This is a genomic window from Ferrovibrio sp., from assembly GCF_019636075.1.
Lineage (GTDB): Bacteria > Pseudomonadota > Alphaproteobacteria > Ferrovibrionales > Ferrovibrionaceae > Ferrovibrio.
On sequence record NZ_JAHBYG010000021.1, the window covers coordinates 1 to 16,516 of the forward strand.

At 60.7% G+C, this 16,516-nt stretch carries 19 protein-coding genes and 3 tRNA genes; 7 read left to right on the plus strand and 15 right to left on the minus strand.

Features of this window, described 5'->3' with window-relative positions; translation table 11 throughout:
* Positions 1-337 precede the first annotated feature (337 nt).
* Together KF827_RS10390 and KF827_RS10395 are read right to left on the minus strand one after the other, a co-directional pair.
* A tRNA-Gly gene (locus KF827_RS10390) sits at positions 338-411 on the minus strand.
* A gap of 61 nt (positions 412-472) precedes the next feature.
* Positions 473-558 (minus strand) — tRNA-Tyr (locus KF827_RS10395).
* A gap of 155 nt (positions 559-713) precedes the next feature.
* Between KF827_RS10395 and rlmB the strand changes: the two genes are divergently transcribed.
* Positions 714-1,658 (plus strand): 23S rRNA (guanosine(2251)-2'-O)-methyltransferase RlmB, encoded by a 945-nt coding sequence (rlmB, locus tag KF827_RS10400; protein WP_291004558.1) that lies wholly within the window; start codon positions 714-716, stop codon positions 1,656-1,658.
* 29 nt (positions 1,659-1,687) lie between these two features.
* Here rlmB and bfr read toward each other — a convergent pair whose 3' ends face one another.
* Positions 1,688-2,152, minus strand: a complete 465-nt coding sequence (bfr, locus tag KF827_RS10405; protein ID WP_291004561.1) for a bacterioferritin — start codon at positions 2,150-2,152, stop codon at positions 1,688-1,690.
* A 286-nt stretch (positions 2,153-2,438) separates the two neighbouring features.
* Positions 2,439-2,666, minus strand: coding sequence for a (2Fe-2S)-binding protein (locus tag KF827_RS10410; protein ID WP_291004564.1), 228 nt, complete (start codon positions 2,664-2,666; stop codon positions 2,439-2,441).
* 206 nt (positions 2,667-2,872) lie between these two features.
* Between KF827_RS10410 and KF827_RS10415 the strand changes: the two genes are divergently transcribed.
* Positions 2,873-2,947 (plus strand) — tRNA-Thr (locus KF827_RS10415).
* Between the two features lie 15 nt (positions 2,948-2,962).
* Here KF827_RS10415 and KF827_RS10420 read toward each other — a convergent pair.
* From KF827_RS10420 to KF827_RS10460, 9 genes are all read right to left on the minus strand, one after another.
* Positions 2,963-3,547, minus strand: a complete 585-nt coding sequence (locus KF827_RS10420; RefSeq protein ID WP_291004567.1) for a hypothetical protein — start codon at positions 3,545-3,547, stop codon at positions 2,963-2,965.
* Between the two features lie 162 nt (positions 3,548-3,709).
* The gene (locus tag KF827_RS10425) at positions 3,710-4,291 is read right to left on the minus strand and encodes an amino acid synthesis family protein (RefSeq protein WP_291004570.1); all 582 of its coding nucleotides are present in this window, start codon (positions 4,289-4,291) and stop codon (positions 3,710-3,712) included.
* Positions 4,292-4,306: 15 nt separating this feature from the next.
* Positions 4,307-5,110, minus strand: a complete 804-nt coding sequence (locus tag KF827_RS10430; RefSeq protein WP_291004573.1) for an alpha/beta hydrolase — start codon at positions 5,108-5,110, stop codon at positions 4,307-4,309.
* 11 nt (positions 5,111-5,121) lie between these two features.
* Positions 5,122-5,907, minus strand: a complete 786-nt coding sequence (locus KF827_RS10435) for an amino acid ABC transporter ATP-binding protein (protein ID WP_291004576.1) — start codon at positions 5,905-5,907, stop codon at positions 5,122-5,124.
* Positions 5,908-5,920: 13 nt separating this feature from the next.
* Positions 5,921-6,568 (minus strand): amino acid ABC transporter permease, encoded by a 648-nt coding sequence (locus KF827_RS10440; RefSeq protein ID WP_291004579.1) that lies wholly within the window; start codon positions 6,566-6,568, stop codon positions 5,921-5,923.
* 12 nt (positions 6,569-6,580) lie between these two features.
* Positions 6,581-7,261, minus strand: coding sequence for an amino acid ABC transporter permease (locus tag KF827_RS10445; protein ID WP_291004582.1), 681 nt, complete (start codon positions 7,259-7,261; stop codon positions 6,581-6,583).
* A gap of 70 nt (positions 7,262-7,331) precedes the next feature.
* Entirely contained in the window at positions 7,332-8,144 is an 813-nt protein-coding gene (locus KF827_RS10450) for a transporter substrate-binding domain-containing protein (protein WP_291004585.1), read from the minus strand.
* 65 nt (positions 8,145-8,209) lie between these two features.
* A complete protein-coding gene (locus tag KF827_RS10455; RefSeq protein WP_291004588.1) occupies positions 8,210-9,361 on the minus strand; it encodes an NAD(P)/FAD-dependent oxidoreductase in 1,152 nt (383 codons plus the stop codon).
* A 12-nt stretch (positions 9,362-9,373) separates the two neighbouring features.
* Positions 9,374-9,811, minus strand: coding sequence for a carboxymuconolactone decarboxylase family protein (locus tag KF827_RS10460; RefSeq protein ID WP_291004591.1), 438 nt, complete (start codon positions 9,809-9,811; stop codon positions 9,374-9,376).
* A 201-nt stretch (positions 9,812-10,012) separates the two neighbouring features.
* Here KF827_RS10460 and KF827_RS10465 point away from each other — a divergent pair, with 201 nt between their 5' ends.
* Entirely contained in the window at positions 10,013-10,672 is a 660-nt protein-coding gene (locus tag KF827_RS10465; protein WP_291004594.1) for a GntR family transcriptional regulator, read from the plus strand.
* Positions 10,673-10,779: 107 nt separating this feature from the next.
* A complete protein-coding gene (locus tag KF827_RS10470) occupies positions 10,780-11,448 on the plus strand; it encodes a dienelactone hydrolase family protein (RefSeq protein ID WP_291004597.1) in 669 nt (222 codons plus the stop codon).
* A gap of 75 nt (positions 11,449-11,523) precedes the next feature.
* Here the strand turns inward: KF827_RS10470 and msrA are convergent, their stop codons facing one another.
* Entirely contained in the window at positions 11,524-12,201 is a 678-nt protein-coding gene (gene msrA, locus KF827_RS10475) for a peptide-methionine (S)-S-oxide reductase MsrA (protein WP_291004600.1), read from the minus strand.
* Positions 12,202-12,384: 183 nt separating this feature from the next.
* On the opposite strand from msrA, the gene KF827_RS10480 reads away from it, so the two are divergent.
* The 3 genes from KF827_RS10480 to KF827_RS10490 are packed head-to-tail and all read left to right on the plus strand — an operon-like array spanning position 12,385 to position 15,091.
* Entirely contained in the window at positions 12,385-13,290 is a 906-nt protein-coding gene (locus KF827_RS10480; RefSeq protein ID WP_291004603.1) for a DMT family transporter, read from the plus strand.
* Positions 13,287-14,195: a DMT family transporter gene (locus KF827_RS10485; protein ID WP_291004606.1), complete on the plus strand. Its 909-nt coding sequence runs from the start codon at positions 13,287-13,289 to the stop codon at positions 14,193-14,195. Before KF827_RS10480 ends, KF827_RS10485 begins: the two co-directional genes overlap by 4 nt.
* The gene (locus KF827_RS10490) at positions 14,192-15,091 is read left to right on the plus strand and encodes a DMT family transporter (protein WP_291004609.1); all 900 of its coding nucleotides are present in this window, start codon (positions 14,192-14,194) and stop codon (positions 15,089-15,091) included. The genes KF827_RS10485 and KF827_RS10490 overlap by 4 nt, the downstream gene beginning before the upstream one ends.
* Here KF827_RS10490 and KF827_RS10495 read toward each other — a convergent pair.
* Complete coding sequence (locus KF827_RS10495; protein ID WP_291004612.1) at positions 15,088-16,500, minus strand: malonyl-CoA decarboxylase; 1,413 nt, start codon at positions 16,498-16,500, stop codon at positions 15,088-15,090. The genes KF827_RS10490 and KF827_RS10495 overlap by 4 nt on opposite strands.
* Positions 16,501-16,516: the final 16 nt, after the last annotated feature.

The window sequence follows — 16,516 nt, forward strand, 5'->3', positions numbered from 1 at the left end:
CAATGCGGCTTGTTGCGCTCAAATTTTGCCTTACCCATGGTCACTCTCTCCGATCGATATTCATGCGGCCGTCTTCTCGCCCGGCCTGCCGGTCCCTCGCGGTTCCGGCCAAATTGGTTTCGTCACCCGTTGTTCCGAACAGCGCATCCACGGTGACGATCCGCCGACATGCCGTTGGCCATTCCGACACCAGAGCCTGAACCCGGCGCCTTCACGACCAGCCCGACGCCACGAGCGCGGGCTACGCCAAGAGCGCGGGGCCCATATGAGCGTCCGCGCCTGTGGCAATCTTGGTGCGGGTGCGGCCGGCTGAAACCGGGCCTTGGCGGGGCAAGCATGGAGCGGGTGATGGGAATCGAACCCACGCAACCAGCTTGGAAGGCTGGGGCTCTACCACTGAGCTACACCCGCCACTGTACTCTATTCACCCACCGAACACCTTCACCCACTCACTCGCGTCTCCCCGCCGGACTGGTGGAGGGGGCTGGATTCGAACCAGCGTAGGCGTACGCCAACGGATTTACAGTCCGTCCCCTTTAGCCACTCGGGCACCCCTCCGAACCGCTTCCTGCCGGCGACTCGCCGATCAGGAAACACTGCGCCCGGCAGCGGAAAAACGCGACAAAAGGCTCATCATCGCCCCTCTTCCCCCTAACAACGGGATCGGATCGGCAATGTTGTTGCCTCTTTCGCGGCGCACTATAAAGGCGGGCATGAACCGACGCAAGCACCGCCCCGGCCAGAATCGCACTGGCACGCACCATCCCGAAACCGATGGCCGAGCGGCCCGCCCGCCCGCCCAGAGCCGGCCTGATTCCGGCGGAAAACCCGCCCATGGCCAAGGGCCGCGGCACGCCCCAGCCCGGGGGGAATTCCGGGGTAATTCCCGGGGTAATTCCCGGGGAGGGTCTAAGGGCGGTTTCTGGCTCTATGGCCAGCATGCCTGCCTGGCCGCATTGGCGAATCCGGAACGCTATATCCATCGCCTCGTGCTGACCCGCGAAGCCCAGGCCCAGCTTGGCGGCAAACTGCCCGCCGGCAGCCCGCAGCCGGAGATTCTGGACCGCGCGCGGCTGGATAGCCTGCTGCCGCCCGGCGCCGTGCATCAAGGCATCGCGCTGCAAGCCGAACCGCTGGACGATCCCGGCGTGGAATCCCTGGCGCAGCCGCCGGCTTCAGGCTGCGATATCGTTCTGCTGCTCGATCAAGTGACCGATCCGCGCAATATCGGTGCGATCCTGCGTTCGGCCGCAGCCTTCGGAGCGCGCGCGCTGATCGTCACCGACCGCCATGCACCGGAAGCAACCGGCGCCTTGGCCAAGGCTGCATCCGGCGGGCTGGAAGCCGTGCCGATGCTGCGCGTGAGCAATCTGGTGCGGGCGATGGATCTGTTGGCCGAATACGGCTTTTGGCGTGTCGGCCTGGCAGCCGATGCCGACCGCGACCTGTCGCAAGCGGTGAAGGATGTGAAGCGCCTGGCGCTGGTGCTGGGGGCGGAAGATGAAGGCCTACGCCGCCTCACCGCCGAGCATTGCGACTTCCTCGCCCATCTGCCCATGCCCGGCAGCGGCCCTGGCGGCAATGCGATGGTGGAAAGCCTGAATGTATCGGTCGCCGCGTCGATTGCGCTTTACGAAGCATCGAAGCGCCCGATTTAGGGCGGCGACCGATCAAGGCATAATGCCGATCAGACCTGCGACTGCAGGAAATTCTGCAGGCCGATCTTGTCGATCAGATCGATCTGGGTTTCCAGATAATCGATATGCTCTTCCGTATCCGAAAGGATATGGCGCAGCAGATCGCGGCTCACATAATCCGAAGCGCCTTCGCAGGCGGCGATGCCGTTGAGCAATTCACCGCGCGCGCCACGCTCCAGATCCAGATCGGCCTTCAGGCCTTCCGGCACCGTCTCGCCGATCTTTAGCTTGCCCAGATCCTGCAGGTTCGGCACACCTTCCAGCAGCAGAATACGCTCGATGATCTTGTCGGCATGCTTCATCTCGCCGATCGATTCTTCGTATTCATGCTTGCCAAGCTTCTCGAAGCCCCAGCTCTTCCACATGCGCGCATGCAGGAAATACTGATTGATCGCGGTCAGCTCGTTTTTCAGCGCCGCGTTGAGATGCTTGATAACTGCCTTGTCGCCCTTCATGGCCACCCTCCTGCAATCCAGTCACTGAGGGTTTACTAGGCATTGCAGGCTGCGCAAGCAAATAAAAAGCCTGCTCCTGCGAATGACTTACAAAGATAATCGGAAAATCGCGGTGCATGAAGCGCAGGTGAAAATCACTCGCGGCTATCGCTGATTCTTGCGCGCCGCATCACGGCGTATCAGATGGAATTGCAGCAGGCATTTCACTACCAACGCGCCCAGAGCCGCCACACAAACTGCCAGCACCAGGGATGTTGCCAGCATGCCGCGCCCACCCTACCGATGATCAGGCTTCGGGCTTGGCAACCGCGCCTAATGGCGACAGCGCGGCAGCACCCATCGGGCTGGCATGATTGCGGCATTCGCGCAGCATACCGCGCACATCAGGCACGCATTTGCCGCATTGCGGACGGTCGGCCAGTTGCCGATAGACCGCAGCCACAGAACGGCAGCCGCCATCAATGGCGCCGCGCACTTCGCGTTCGGTCAATCCATGGCACAGGCAGACATACATACGGCAGCCTCAGCGAATCTAAATTGCGATTTAGTCGCAGCCGCAGAGATAGCGTGAATGAGAACGAATTGCAATATAGTCCGCAACATTCCTTATATCCGGCAATAGCCTTGACCCACGCCCCCACCGCCCGTAAACAAGCGCTCAGGCGGCCGGCTGGCCCAGTCCCTAGCCAGCCGGAATTTTATATTAAGATTCAATGTGTTGCCGGATTAGCTCAGCGGTAGAGCAGCGGTTTTGTAAACCGAAGGTCGGGGGTTCAATCCCCTCATCCGGCACCATTGCCTCGCAGGCGGTCAGTTTTGCCCCGATCCGCCCTGCTCCGCCAATTGCCCCAGCAGCAAAATCAGATAGCCCGCCGTAGCCCCGTGCTGGCCCACCAGCGCTTCACGCTGGGCTGCTTCGCGCTGAGCCGTATCACGCTGGGCCTCTTCCTGGGCCTTCTGCATGGCGACAAGGTCCACATACTGCTCCACCGGCGGCAGCCGTTCCCATTGCTGTTGCGTGATGGCGGTTTGCGCCGGTTCGATCTGACCGCCGAGCAACCGCGCGATCTCCTCGGCGCGCCGCTTGGCCATTTCGGGCCCGCTACCAACACCGGCTCCCGAGACACTGGGCAGAGATTGCAGCTTCCCCGCCATGGCGTTCGAACATTGCAGGGCGCCGCTGTTATAGAGCGTGGCAACAATCTGCCCTTTCACTTTCACCTGGGCATATACCTGCTGCGAGGGATGATTTTGCTCAGGCACCGGCCGGGTGAATTCCAGCTCCTTGAGACGCTTGAGCATCGCAGCGAACTCTTCGCGCTGTTCGTCGGATACCTGCACCGGCGTCAGTTTCGCCGTCAACGGCGTAACGGTGGAAAGATCAATCGCCTGCATCTGCGCCCTGCTTCCTGAAACACTGTTGCAGGGTAGCGAAGCAGGCTTCATGCCAAAACAGCACGCCTCAGCAAAGCACGGGAAATCACGATTTCCCGCACCATGGTTTACGGATATTCAGGATATTTTTTGCCCAGCCCTGCGATGCACCGGCAGCATCTGCTAGGTCAGATTCAGGTCGCGCTTATCCTGTTCGCGGTCGCCGATGCGGGCATGGGGACGACCACCGCAGGACGCGCCAAGCGCCACCACGATCTCGTTCGGGCCGGGCGCATCGGGAATGAACATTTCATGGGTGATGAAATGCGCGCGGCTGGCGATCTCGTGCAGATGCTTCATGGGAATCTGGATCGAACAACCGGCCGGGCCGCGTTTGTTGGCGAATGAGAGATAGCTTTCCGCGCCGGCGGCACGGCGATATTCATTGCCGAAACGCAGATTGTGGATGATGGCGGCTGCATGCTCGATCTCGCCGCCGATCCCCACCACGGCGGCCTTGCCATAGGCTTCCATCGGCGCTTCGCCCTGCATTTCCGCCATCACGGCATCGCTCAGGCGTTTGCCGATTTCGGCGCAACCATCCACCTGCAGCGGCTTGAGATCCTCCACAAAACCCTGGCCGGCCCAGGGATTGACGATCACGGCAGCAGCACCGACCAGAAGGATCGGGCGCGGCAGCGGACGACCGCCTTCAATAGCCAGGTATTCCTTGTAAACGGCAATCTTGCGGACAGTGAAAGGCATGGATGTTTCCTGTTCTTACGGATGTTTGCTGAGGAAGTCGCGCAGGATGCCAGCCACCAGCTTGGGGGCCTCGATCAGGATCGAATGACGCAGGCCGGGCAGGATGTGCAATTCAGAACCGGCAATGCGGTCGTGCATAAGCCGCGCCATGCGGGGATTGGACCCTTGATCCTGCTCGCCGGTCAGCACCAGGCTGGGCATGGCGAGTTGCGACAAACGATCGGCCAGATCGGATTCAGCCAGCACACGATAGGCGGCGGCATAGGCGGCAGGATCGTTCTGCGCATTGCGGGCGGCATAGGCCTCGATCAGCGCCGGATTCTTGGCCACGAAATCCTCGGTGAACCAGCGCAGGATCGATTCCTTGAAATGCGCGCCAGGTATGCCCTTCACCACCAGCGCAAGCCGCTGCATCACGCGTTCGCGCTCCTCGGGCGTGCGACCGGCTACCGTGCTGAGCAGGCTGAGGCTTGCCAGTTTGCTTGGATGTGCCAACGCAAAACCCTGGGCAATCAGGCCGCCCAGCGAAAAGCCGGCCAGATGGAAGCGGTCGATGCCCAATGCAGCAGCAAAAGCTGCAACATCGGCTACGAAATCATCCAGGCTATAGGGGCCCTGGGGCTTGGCGCTTTCGCCATGGCCGCGCAGGTCGCAACGGATGCAGCGCCGATCCGCCGACAGCTCTGCCACCACGCCGTCCCACACATCCAACCGACCGCCCACGCCATGCAGCAGCAAAAGCGGCACGGCCTGCTGCCGCTGCCCGGCTTCATCGCGATAACGCAATTGCAGGCCGTTGGCCGTGACGAAACGATCCATGGGCAGCTTCCTCAAGGCAAGCGGAACTGGTTATGGCCATTCAGGAACTGGATGGTCTTTTCACGCTGCGGGCGGCCCAGCACCTCGGAGGGCGGGCCGGCTTCGTATATCTCGCCCTGATTCAGGAAAATCACACGATCGGCCACGTGATAGGCGAAGCCGAGTTCGTGGGTGACGATCACCATGGTCATGCCATCATCGCGCAGCGCCCGCATTACCCGCAGCACTTCGCCCACCAGTTCCGGATCGAGCGCCGAGGTGACTTCGTCGAACAGCATCACATCGGGATCCATGGCCAGCGCCCGGGCAATCGCCACGCGCTGCTGCTGGCCGCCGGAAAGCCGCGCCGGATATTCATCGGCCTTTTCCGCCAGCCCCACCTTGGCCAACAGATTGCGCCCGCGTTCGGCCGCCTCGGCCTTGCTGCGCTTCAGCACGGTAACCTGGCCTTCCATCACATTCTGCAAAGCGGTCATGTGCGGAAACAGGTTGAAATGCTGAAACACCATGCCCACCGATGTGCGCACGGCCTGCAATTCCTTATCGCGATATTGCAACAGGCCGCCATCCGGTTCGTTATTGACCGGTGTGCCGATCAATTTGCCCTTCAGATAGATCCGACCCGCAGTGGGGATTTCCAGGAAATTGATACAGCGCAGCAGTGTGCTCTTGCCCGAACCGCTGGCGCCCAGGATCACCACGGTTTCGCCGCGCTGCACGTTGAGATTTATACCCTTCAGCACCTCCAGCGGACCGAAGGATTTATGAAGCTTCACGATATTGATCGCATCTTCCATGGCGAACAATCTCCTAATCGCCACGCTTGAGCTTGGCTTCGATGAAATAGAGCATGCGCACCATCGGATAGATCATGGCGAAATAGATCAGCGCCGCGATGGTGAAGGTTTGCACCGGATTGAAATAGGCGCTGGAAATCAGTTTGGCGGTGTGGATCAAATCCTGATAGGCAATCACCGAAGCCAGCGATGTCAGCTTGAACAGCTCGATCCAACGGTTGGTGATGGCCGGAATCATGCGCTTGATCGCCTGCGGCAGGATCACCCGCTGCATCTGCCAGCGATAGCTCATGCCCAATGCGCGGGCCGCATCCCACTGGCCACGGCCGATGGATTGAATGCCGGCGCGGAACACCTCGGCGAAAAAGGCGCTGGAATTCAGCGTCAAAGCCAGGGTTGCAGCGGTATAGGCATCCACATCGAAGGGCGCTATGGTGGGAAAGGCGAAAAAGAACCACATGATCAACACCAGCACCGGCGTGTTGCGGAATACTTCCACATACACCCGGGTGGGGATCGCCCAATACCAGCTCCGCGAATAGCGGCCCATGCCGATGATCAGGCCCAGCGGCAGGCTGGCGCAGAGGCAGACCACGGCAATACGTACTGTACCCCACAGGCCCTCGGCGAAAACCGGCACATAACGCAGGAGGTCATTCATGCTGGCCTCCTCTCAATGCGCGGTGGATTCGCCGCTGCGCGCCAGACGGCGCTCCAGCATGCGGGTAAGTTGGCTGCCGATGGTGACCACCAACAGGAAGATCAGGGCAACCGTGGTGAAGACCTCCAGGGGCCGATACGTGCGATGCGATATCTCATTGGCCTGGAACAGCAGGTCGGGATAGGAGATCGCAGCAGCGATGGTGGAGGTTTTCAGCAATTCGATGGCGCGCTCCAGGAAAACCGGGATCATGCGCTTCACTGCCTGCGGCAGGATGATGCGGATCATCATCTGGCGATACCCCATGCCCAGGGCGCGCGCGCCTTCCCATTGGCCACGCTCGATGGAAGCGATGCCGCCGCGAAAGATTTCGGCCACGAAGGCGCTGGACAGGATGGTAAGGCAGATCAGCGACGCTTCGAATGGCGAAAGCCGGACGCCGATAATGCGCGGCAACGCGAAGAAAAACCAGAAAAGCTGCACCAGCGAAGGCGTGCAGCGAAAGAAATCGATCACGAAACCGACCACGACGGAAACGATGCGGTGACGCGACAGGCGCCCCAACGCCAGCGCTATGCCGATCGGCAGGCCCAGCATATAGGCCAGCACAGTCAGTTGCAGCGTATTGGCCAAGCCTTCCACCAGCAGATGCTGGTAGCGCTCGATCGCGGAAAATTCCCACACATAATTCATGCGTCGCGGTCCGGCCTTTTATTGCAAGCAATCCTGGCACCCGGCAGCTGCCTGCCGGGTGCCTGATGACTTACCATTGCTCTTTGATGATCGCCGGGCTGCGCTTGGGATCGATGCCGCGCTTGATGAGGAATTCCTCATACCATTCCTGCGGCTTGCCCAGATTGTAGAAATACAGATTGGTGGTGGCCAGCCAATCGCGCAGCGTCTTGTCGGCTTCGCGGCGCACGCCTACATCGGAGAATTGATGCTGCGTCGGCTTCGGGATTACCACCTTGGCGTCGCCCGCCTTCTCTGCCAGCAGAATCAGCGTGGGGAAATACATTGCCGCCACGGTAACATTGCCGTTCTGATAGGCCGCGATCACTTCGGCATAGCTGCCAAAGCGCAAAATCTTCGCCTTCGGCAAGCGCTCGCTTACAAAGCCATCCTGGCTGGAGCCCTGATTCACGCCGATGATGGTCTGCGGCGTGTTCATCTCATCCCAGGTTTCGATCTTGGAGTTCTTCGGCACCAGAATCGAAAGCGCCGAGAACGAGATCGGCGAATTGGTGTATTCGATGGTCACTGCGCGCTCGGGCGTCACGCTCAGATTGGGCATGATGTCGATCTTGTTCGACTGCAAGGCCGCCACCGCTGTGCCCCAGGTGACTTCAACGAATTCCGGCTGCACGTTCAGCGCCTTGGCGACATTGCGGCCATACGAAACGGCAATGCCGGTCCATTCCTTGCTGAGCGGATCCTTAAAGGCATAGGGCTCGGCCTGCGCCACGCCGATGCGGATCGTGCCGCGTTCGCGGATCGAAGCCCAGGTGGATTTTTCCTGCGCCGCGGCCTGCGGCACGGGAGCGGAAAAAGCAATGCCTGCTGCCACGGCAGCCATAATGAAACCACGCCTCAACATATCGGAACCCCCTCTTTTGTCTTTGGTTGATGCTCTAGCTAGTGTTATGCCGCCTTGGCCGAATGCGGGCTCAGCGGCGTAATCGTGAGGCCACGATCGGCAATTCGCATGCGCTGGGTCAGCGACGGGAAATTGTTGAATGCCCAGAAGATTGCCGGCCGCAGGAATTCAAGCTGGGTGGGCCAGGCACGCGTGAAAAGATCGTAGCGGCAGGACCATTTCTGCGTTTCATCGCTGATGAAGCGCATGCAGCTTTCCCAATAAGGCAGGGCTTTCAGCGCATCCTGCTCGCGGCTCAGCGCCTCGGTCAGCGTGCGCGCGTTCATGATGGCAAGCCCTGCCCCCTGCCCCAAAGTGGGCGGCAGGCCATGGGCGGCATCGCCGATGATGGCCACACGTCCGCTATGCCAGCGCGGGCATTCCACCATCACATAGCGATATTGCGTCGTTGGCGCGGCGGCGATCACCGGCAATTGCTCGCGCAGCAGCGGAAAAGCCCGGGTCCAATCATCCAGATCCAGCGGCAGGCGTTTGGCAACGCTGTCGCGATTGGGAAACGCGATGAACACATAGCTATGGGTGGGGCCGGATGGCGCCACGCCGATACGGCGATTACCAGACCAGTATTGGATCGATTCCGGCTTCGGCGTGATCAGGCGGTTGGGAATGAAATGGCGATTCACCGCCGTATCCAATTCCCAATGCCGTGCGCCGATATTCAGTCCATCGCGTATCCGCGAGTTGAACCCATCGGCGGCAATGATCAGATCGGCTTTTTGCCTGCGGCCATCGCTGAGCAACAGGCTGCCATCGGGTTCGGCCGATTGCACTTCGGAATTCAGCGCGATTTCCACGCCGGCCTGGCGCGCGCCATAGGCCAGCACATCCACCAGCGATTGACGCGGCACCACATAGGAACGTGCATGCGCCGGCACGGCGATATTCTGCCGCACGGTGCCATCTCTATCGATGGAAAGGCTACGTTCCAGGCGCGTGCCCTGCTCGGCCAAACGCTCGAACAGGCCATATTCATCCAGCACATTCAGGCTGTTGTCGCGAAGATAGATGCCGGCGCCGGATTCGCGGATTTCAGACGAGCGCTCATGCACCCGAACGCTCCATCCGGCGCGCGCCAGCATCATGCCGGCCGCCAAGCCGGCAATCCCTCCGCCTGCAATTTCAGCATGACGTTGCATCGCTGCAATCCCCTACTCGGCACCGGCCGGCTTGGCAGCGCCAGACGCCGCAGCGCCAAAAGCGCCGAGTTCCTGCAGCACCTGATTGGCCACCTTGAAAGCATCAAGTCCGGCCGGAATGCCGCAATAGACCGTGGCCTGCAGCAGGATTTCCTTGATTTCATCCACGCTGACGCCATTGGCGATAGCGCCGCGCACATGCAGGCGGATTTCCGCCGGGCGGTTCAGCGCCGTCAGCATCGCCAGATTCAGCATGCTGCGGGTTTTGCGCTCCAGCCCCTCGCGGCCCCAGGTATAGCCCCAGCACCATTCGGTGGCGATCTGCTGGAAGGCCATCATGAAGTCATTGGCATTGGCCAACGAGCCATCCACGTATTCAGACCCCAGCACCTCGCGGCGCAGCTTCAGGCCTTTTTCGAAAAGCTCTGGTTGATCCGATTCATACGCCATTCTAACCCGCCCACCTGTAAAAATGTATTCTTGACATATTGTCATACAATAATTATGTATGCGTCAAGAAGATAATACACATCGCCTTCAAACTGATTTCAGGGTAGTAACACGCGGAAATTGGTCGACACTGCGATTAAAAGGCGAAATATGACGTCTGATATGTCCCTCAAAATAGTGGCGTCCCCGAGTGTACGGGAAATGACCTCTGCCCGGCTGCGCGAAGCCATAGCCGAGGGGCGTTTCATGCCGGGCGAGCGCGTGGTGGAACGCCAACTCTGCGAATTGATGGGCGTCTCGCGCACCTCGGTTCGTGAAGCATTGCGTGAACTGGAAACCGAAGGGCTGGTGACCGTGGTGCCCAACAAGGGCCCCTTCATCTCGGTGATCAGCGTCCAGCAGGCTGAATCGATCTATCAGGTGCGGGCCGTTTTGGAAGGGTTGGCCGTGCGGCTGTTTGCCCAGCGCGCCACCGATGGCCAGATCGAGGAATTGTCGCACGCCGTTGACGAACTTGAAAAAGTGTATGCGGCTTTCGAGGTGAAGGCGTTTCTGTCCACCAAGGCGCGTTTCTATCAAATCCTGTTGGATGGCGCCGGTAACGAAATCGCCGGCCAGATGCTGCGCAACATCCATATCCGTGCCTCGCAATTGCGCGCCACCTCGCTCAGCACGCCGCAGCGGGCACAGAAATCGATTGGCGAAATCCGCCTGCTGCTGCAAGCGATCAAGGCGCGCGATCCCGATGCCGCCTGGGCAGCCTGCGTGAAGCATGTGGAGCATGCGGCCGATACCGCGCTGGCCATGCTGCGGGCACAGGAAAAACAGGAAACCCCGCCCCTGCGCACGATGTTGGGCTAAGCCCCCTGGGTTGGGCTAAGCCCCCTGGGTTGGGCTACCCCCCCTAGCATGGGCTAAGCCCTCGCCAGGGCAACAGATTGAAACCGGAAAAACGAGGAGCCGACCGGATGGGTACGTTCGTTACATTGCAAACCGCCGATAAGCAGAGCATCGCAGCCTACCTGGCCAAGCCGGCAGGCAAGCCCCGCGGCGGCCTGGTGATCTGTCAGGAAATCTTTGGTGTGAACAATCATATCCGCAAGGTGGTGGATGGTTATGCCGCTGATGGCTTCCTTGCCATCGCCCCGGCCCTGTTCGACCGCGTGGAGAAGAATGTGGAACTGCAATATGACCAAGCCGGTATCGCCGCCGGCGTGGCATTGATGAAGCAGGCCAGCCTGGATAACGCTTTGCTGGATGTGCGGGCTGCCATGGCGCAAGTGGCCGAGGCCGGCAAAACCGGCGTGCTCGGTTATTGCTGGGGCGGCACGGTGAGCTGGGCTGCGGCCTGCCGTGTGGATGGCGTTGCGGCTGCCGTGGCCTATTACGGCGGCGGCATCGGCAATCTGCTGAGCGAAAAGCCGCGTTGCCCGATCCTCACCCATTTCGGCAATCAGGATCAGTCGATCCCGATGGATGTGGTGGAAAAGGTGAAGGCCGGGCATCCCGATGCCATCGTGCATGTCTACGATGCCGGCCATGGCTTCAACTGCGATGAGCGCGGTTCCTACAATGCAGCCTCGGCCGACCTGGCCCGCGCCCGCTCGATCGAATTCCTGAACAAAAATCTGGGTTGAGTTTTCGGGCTACGGCCCTGAAAGCAAAAACGCCGCAGGCAGCAATGCTCTGCGGCGTTTTTTATTGAGCGGAGTTCAGGAAGCCGCCGCCGCGCCGGAAGCAATCCCCAGGCCCACCGGGCAACTCACGCCGGTGCCGCCCAGGCCGCAATAGCCATTGGGATTCTTGGCCAGATATTGCTGGTGGTAATCCTCGGCGTAATAAAAGGCCGGCGCATCCAGAAGCTCCGTGGTGATCCGCCCGCGCCCCGCCGCCGCGAGCGCCCCCTGATAGGCCTGCAACGAGGCTTCCGCCTGGCGGCGCTGTTCAGCGGAAGTGACGTATATGCCTGAGCGGTATTGCGTGCCCACATCATTGCCCTGACGCATGCCCTGGGTGGGATCGTGAGATTCCCAGAACAGCTTCAGCAGAATGGCATAATCGATCTTCGCAGGATCATAGGCCACCAGTACCACTTCGTTATGGCCGGTCAGCCCGGTGCACACTTCCTCATAACTGGGATTGGGCGTATAGCCGGCGGCATAGCCCACGGCGGTACTATACACACCCGGCGTTTGCCAGAATTTGCGTTCGGCACCCCAGAAACAGCCCAGGCCGAAATACGCCACCTCAATACCTTCGGGAAACGGCGCTTGCAGCGGATTGCCGTTCACGAAATGCCGGGCCGGCACCCGCATGGTCTCCGCGCGGCCCTTCAGCGCTCGGGCCGGATCAGGCATCTGCACCTTATGACGCGGCGTGGTTAGCCACATGGCGGTTCTCCTGCTTCGAATAGCTGACGTTAAAGTGGCACGGTGCGGGCAATGGTCAAGCCCTCGAAAAGGTAACGGAACGGTTATAATACAGCCTGAAGCCGTGGCGTCCGCCCGGCAAAAGGACTAGGCTTTGCCTATTGGGCCGATAGCCCCCAAAAAGTCTTCCTCGCGCTCCGAGATATGTCGTTTACATTTTCCTCCCTCTCGCAGGGCAACCCGCGCGGCATTCTGTCGATGCTGGGGGCGATCCTGCTCTTCGTCTCCAACGACGCACTGATCAAGCTGTCATCCCAGCATGCCAGCTTCGCCCAGGCCGTGTTCCTGCGCGGATTGATGGTTACCGCCTTGGCCTTCTTCCTGGTGCTGACCCAGGGGCATGGCCGCAAGCTGGCGATATTGCTGCAACCAAAAGTACTGCTGCGCAGCAGTGCGGATTTGGGCGCTACCGCCTTCTACGTGCTGGCCTTGTTTCACATGCCATTGGGCAATCTCACCTCGATCAGCATGGCATCGCCCCTGCTGATGACCGCCGTGGCAGCCATTCTGCTGCGCGAGCAGGTAGGCTGGCGGCGCTGGTGTGCCGTCGGCATCGGCTTCTGCGGCGTGCTGCTGATCGTTCAGCCGGCCAGCGAGGGCTTCAACAGCTGGTCGCTGCTGGCCATCGGCTGCATGTTCTGCGTTATGCTGCGCGATCTCACCACACGCTTCATCGGCGCCGCCCTGCCTGCTACCCTTCTGGTGCTGGGATCCTGCCTCATCATCATGCTGGTGGCCGGCCTGCTGATGCTGTTCGAAGGCTGGCGCGCGATCAGCCTGCATGGCGTGCTGTTATTGGCCGGCTCGGCCTTCTGCCTGGTGGGAGGCTACATGCTGTCGGTGGATTGCATGCGGCATGGCGAATTATCGGTGATCAGCCCATTCCGATACACCGCCCTGGTCTGGTCGCTGCTGTTCGGCTATCTGATCTGGAACGAAGTGCCCAACCTGGTTGCAGCCATCGGCATCGCCATCGTGCTTGCCAGCGGTCTGTATCTGATCCACCGCGAGCGCATTCGTGTGCGAGAGGCCGGAGCGACGGGAAAATGAGCGCTTTGCTGCAAAGCCTGATCGGCACCGGTAACCGCCGCGGCGTTACCAGCATGATCCTGGCCATGCTGTTTTACACCAGCCACGATGTATTCATGAAACTTGCTGGCCAGCATGTAGGCTTCAGCCAGGCGATTTTCCTGCGTGGGCTGTTCGCCAGCCTGCTGGCAATCACGCTGGTGATCGGCCAGGGCCAGATTGGCAACCTGCACCTTCTGGTCAATCGCAAGGTATTGGCCCGCAGCAGCACCGAGATCGGCGCCACGATCTGCTTCGTACTGGCATTGTTGCATATGCCGCTGGGCAACATTACCGCCATCGTGATGGCCTCGCCGCTGTTATTGACCGCCGCAGCCGCCTTGCTGCTACGCGAGACCGTGGGCTGGCGGCGCTGGACTGCGGTCTGCTTCGGCTTTATCGGCGTGGTGCTGATCGTGCAGCCAGGTGCCGGCGGTTTCAGCACCTGGTCGCTGTTGGCCCTGTTCAGCATGATCTGCATCGTTATGCGCGACCTGGTCACGCGCAGAATCGGCATGTCGCTACCGGGGCCGATCATGGTGCTGGCCTCCTGCCTGGCCATCTCGTTTATCTCGGGCATCCTGGTATTGATTATCGGCTGGCAGGATTTGCCGTTGGAGACTTATCTATTGCTGGCGGCTTGTGCAGCCTGCGTCATGATCGCCTATATCCTCAGCATCGACTTCATGCGCCATGGCGAATTATCGGTGGTAAGCCCCTTCCGGTATACCGGCCTGCTATTCGCGCTGCTGATAGGCTATCTGTTATGGGATGAAATCCCCAATCCGATGGCAGCAGGCGGCATCGCCCTGGTGTTGGCGAGCAGCCTGTATCTGCTGCATCGCGAGCGCGTGAATGCCCGCCGCTTAAAGGTGCAAACAGCGTGAAGGCCCTGGTGCAGAAATTCTTCGGCAGCGGCAATCGCCGCGGCATCCTCAGCATGATCACAGCCATGCTGCTGTTCACCACGAACGATGTGTTCGTGAAGCTATCCACGGAACATGCCACCAGCGGCCATATTATGTTGATGCGCAGCGGCGGCGCGGTGCTGATCATCTTCATTATCCTGCTGATCAAGGGTGAAACCCGGCAGTTGAAACTGAGCCTGGATCGCAATGTACTGCTGCGCGCCCTATCCGATCTGATCGCCACGCTTACATTCGTCTATGCGATCTTCCATATGCCGCTCCCCAACCTGTCGGCCATCGTGCTGGGTTCGCCCGTTGTGCTGACGGCGTGCGGCGCCCTGGTATTGCGCGAAAGCGTCGGCTGGCGGCGCTGGACCGCCGTCTGCTTCGGTCTGGCCGGTGTGTTGCTGATCGTGCAGCCGGCTGGAGAATCCTTCAATGTCTGGTCATTACTGGCCATCGTCTGCCTGTTTGGCGTGGTGGGCCGCGACCTCTTCACCCGGATCGTCGGCATCTCGGTACCGGCAACGGTATCGATCTTTTCCGCCTGCCTGGTGATGACGCTGTCTGCCCTGGTTATGCTGGCATCCGAAGGGTGGCCGCCGCTGGCTCCGCGCGAACTGATCTATCTCAGCCTCTCCGCCATCTTCATGACCGGCGGCTATGTGATGAGCATCGATGCCATGCGCCATGGCGAATTGGCCGTGGTGGGCCCATTCCGCTATACCGGGCTGCTAGCGGCCTTGTTCTACGGCTACACGATCTGGGGCGATATCCCAAACGACATGGCCAAGATCGGCATTGCCGTGGTGGTAGGCAGCGGCCTCTACATACTGCATCGCGAAGCCGTAAGAACCCGCGCCGCCAGGCGCTAATCCGCCAGCTTGCGCACCTCGCCGGACGCGGCGATATGGCCATCGCGCACGAAGCGTTCGTGATTGCCGTCGATGGCATCCAGTTTGTAGAGATAGTTCACCATCAGGCCGGCGGATTCCTTGAAGCCCTTTGCCGAGCGGTCGCCCAGCCAATTCAGCCGGTGCACCTCGGCGCCATTGCTCAAATGGAAGCGCGCCACCGGATCGCGCGGCTTGTCTCGGCTCTTGGCGGTCAGCAGATAGCGGGCGCAAAGCCGCAACAGCGGCAGCTTCAGCGCCTTGGCCAGCGCGGCATTCTCGGCCCAGTCGCTGCCTTTCAACAGATCGGGCAGCATGCCCTTGGAAAAACGCTCCCCCAAAGCCGCAGTCAACGCCTCGCGGTCAGATGCCTTCACCACGTTGGGCAGGCCTTCCGCTATCGCCTCGCGCAGCCATGCCGAGAAACCGGGGATCGGCGACAGCGTGGAAAAGGTTTTCAAATTGGGCAATTCACGGCTCAGATCGTCAACCACCCGCTTGATCAGAAAGTTGCCAAACGAAATGCCGCGCAGGCCGGCCTGGGTGTTGGAAATCGAATAGAAAATCGCGGTATCGGCTTCGCGCGGATCAAGCACCGGCTGTGCCTGATCCAACAGCGCCTGCACATTGCCGGAAAGCCCGCGCACCAGCGCCACCTCCACGAAAATCAACGGCTCCAGCGGCATGCGTGGATGGAAAAAGGCATAGCAGCGGCGGTCGCTGTCCAGCCGGTTGCGCAGATCATCCCAGCTTTCGATGGCATGCACGGCTTCATAGGCGATCAGCTTTTCCAGCAAAGCCGCCGGGCTGTTCCAACCGATGCGCTGCATCTCCAGGAAACCAACGTCGAACCAAGCGGCGAACAGATCCTCCAGATCGCCATCCAGCAAGGTCAATTCAGGTTGCGATTTGGCGAAGCGCGCCGCCTCGGCCCGCAGATCGACCAGGAATTTCACTCCCTGCGGCAAGGCCGTGAATTGGGTGAGCAGCCTTTGCCGCGCAGGTGCAAGCGCTTGACGCAACACGCGCTCGGCCTTCTGCCGCGCCAGCGGCGTGGCGGCGCCTTGCACGGCTTCCATCGCTTTGCGGACGGCGGCTTCATCGGTGCCGAAATCGCCGGCAAGTGCGGCAAGAAAACCGCGCCGCCCTTCTTCATTGAGATCGAGATAAAGCCGGCCCAGAGCGGCGGCCCGCGCGCGGGCTGTCACCTCGCCGCCGCGCTCTTCCAGGCATTCGCGAAACAGCTTGCGCAGCTTGTCCGCATCCTTGGCGGACAGCACGCCGTCGCGCGGCTGGATCGTCGCCTCGCCGCCGCCGAAACTCCGCCAAGTTCCCAGCAAACCGCGCAGGCCGCGTTCGAGGAGATCGGTGGTGGATGGCAGCGTCACCATGGGAATGCTCCGATGA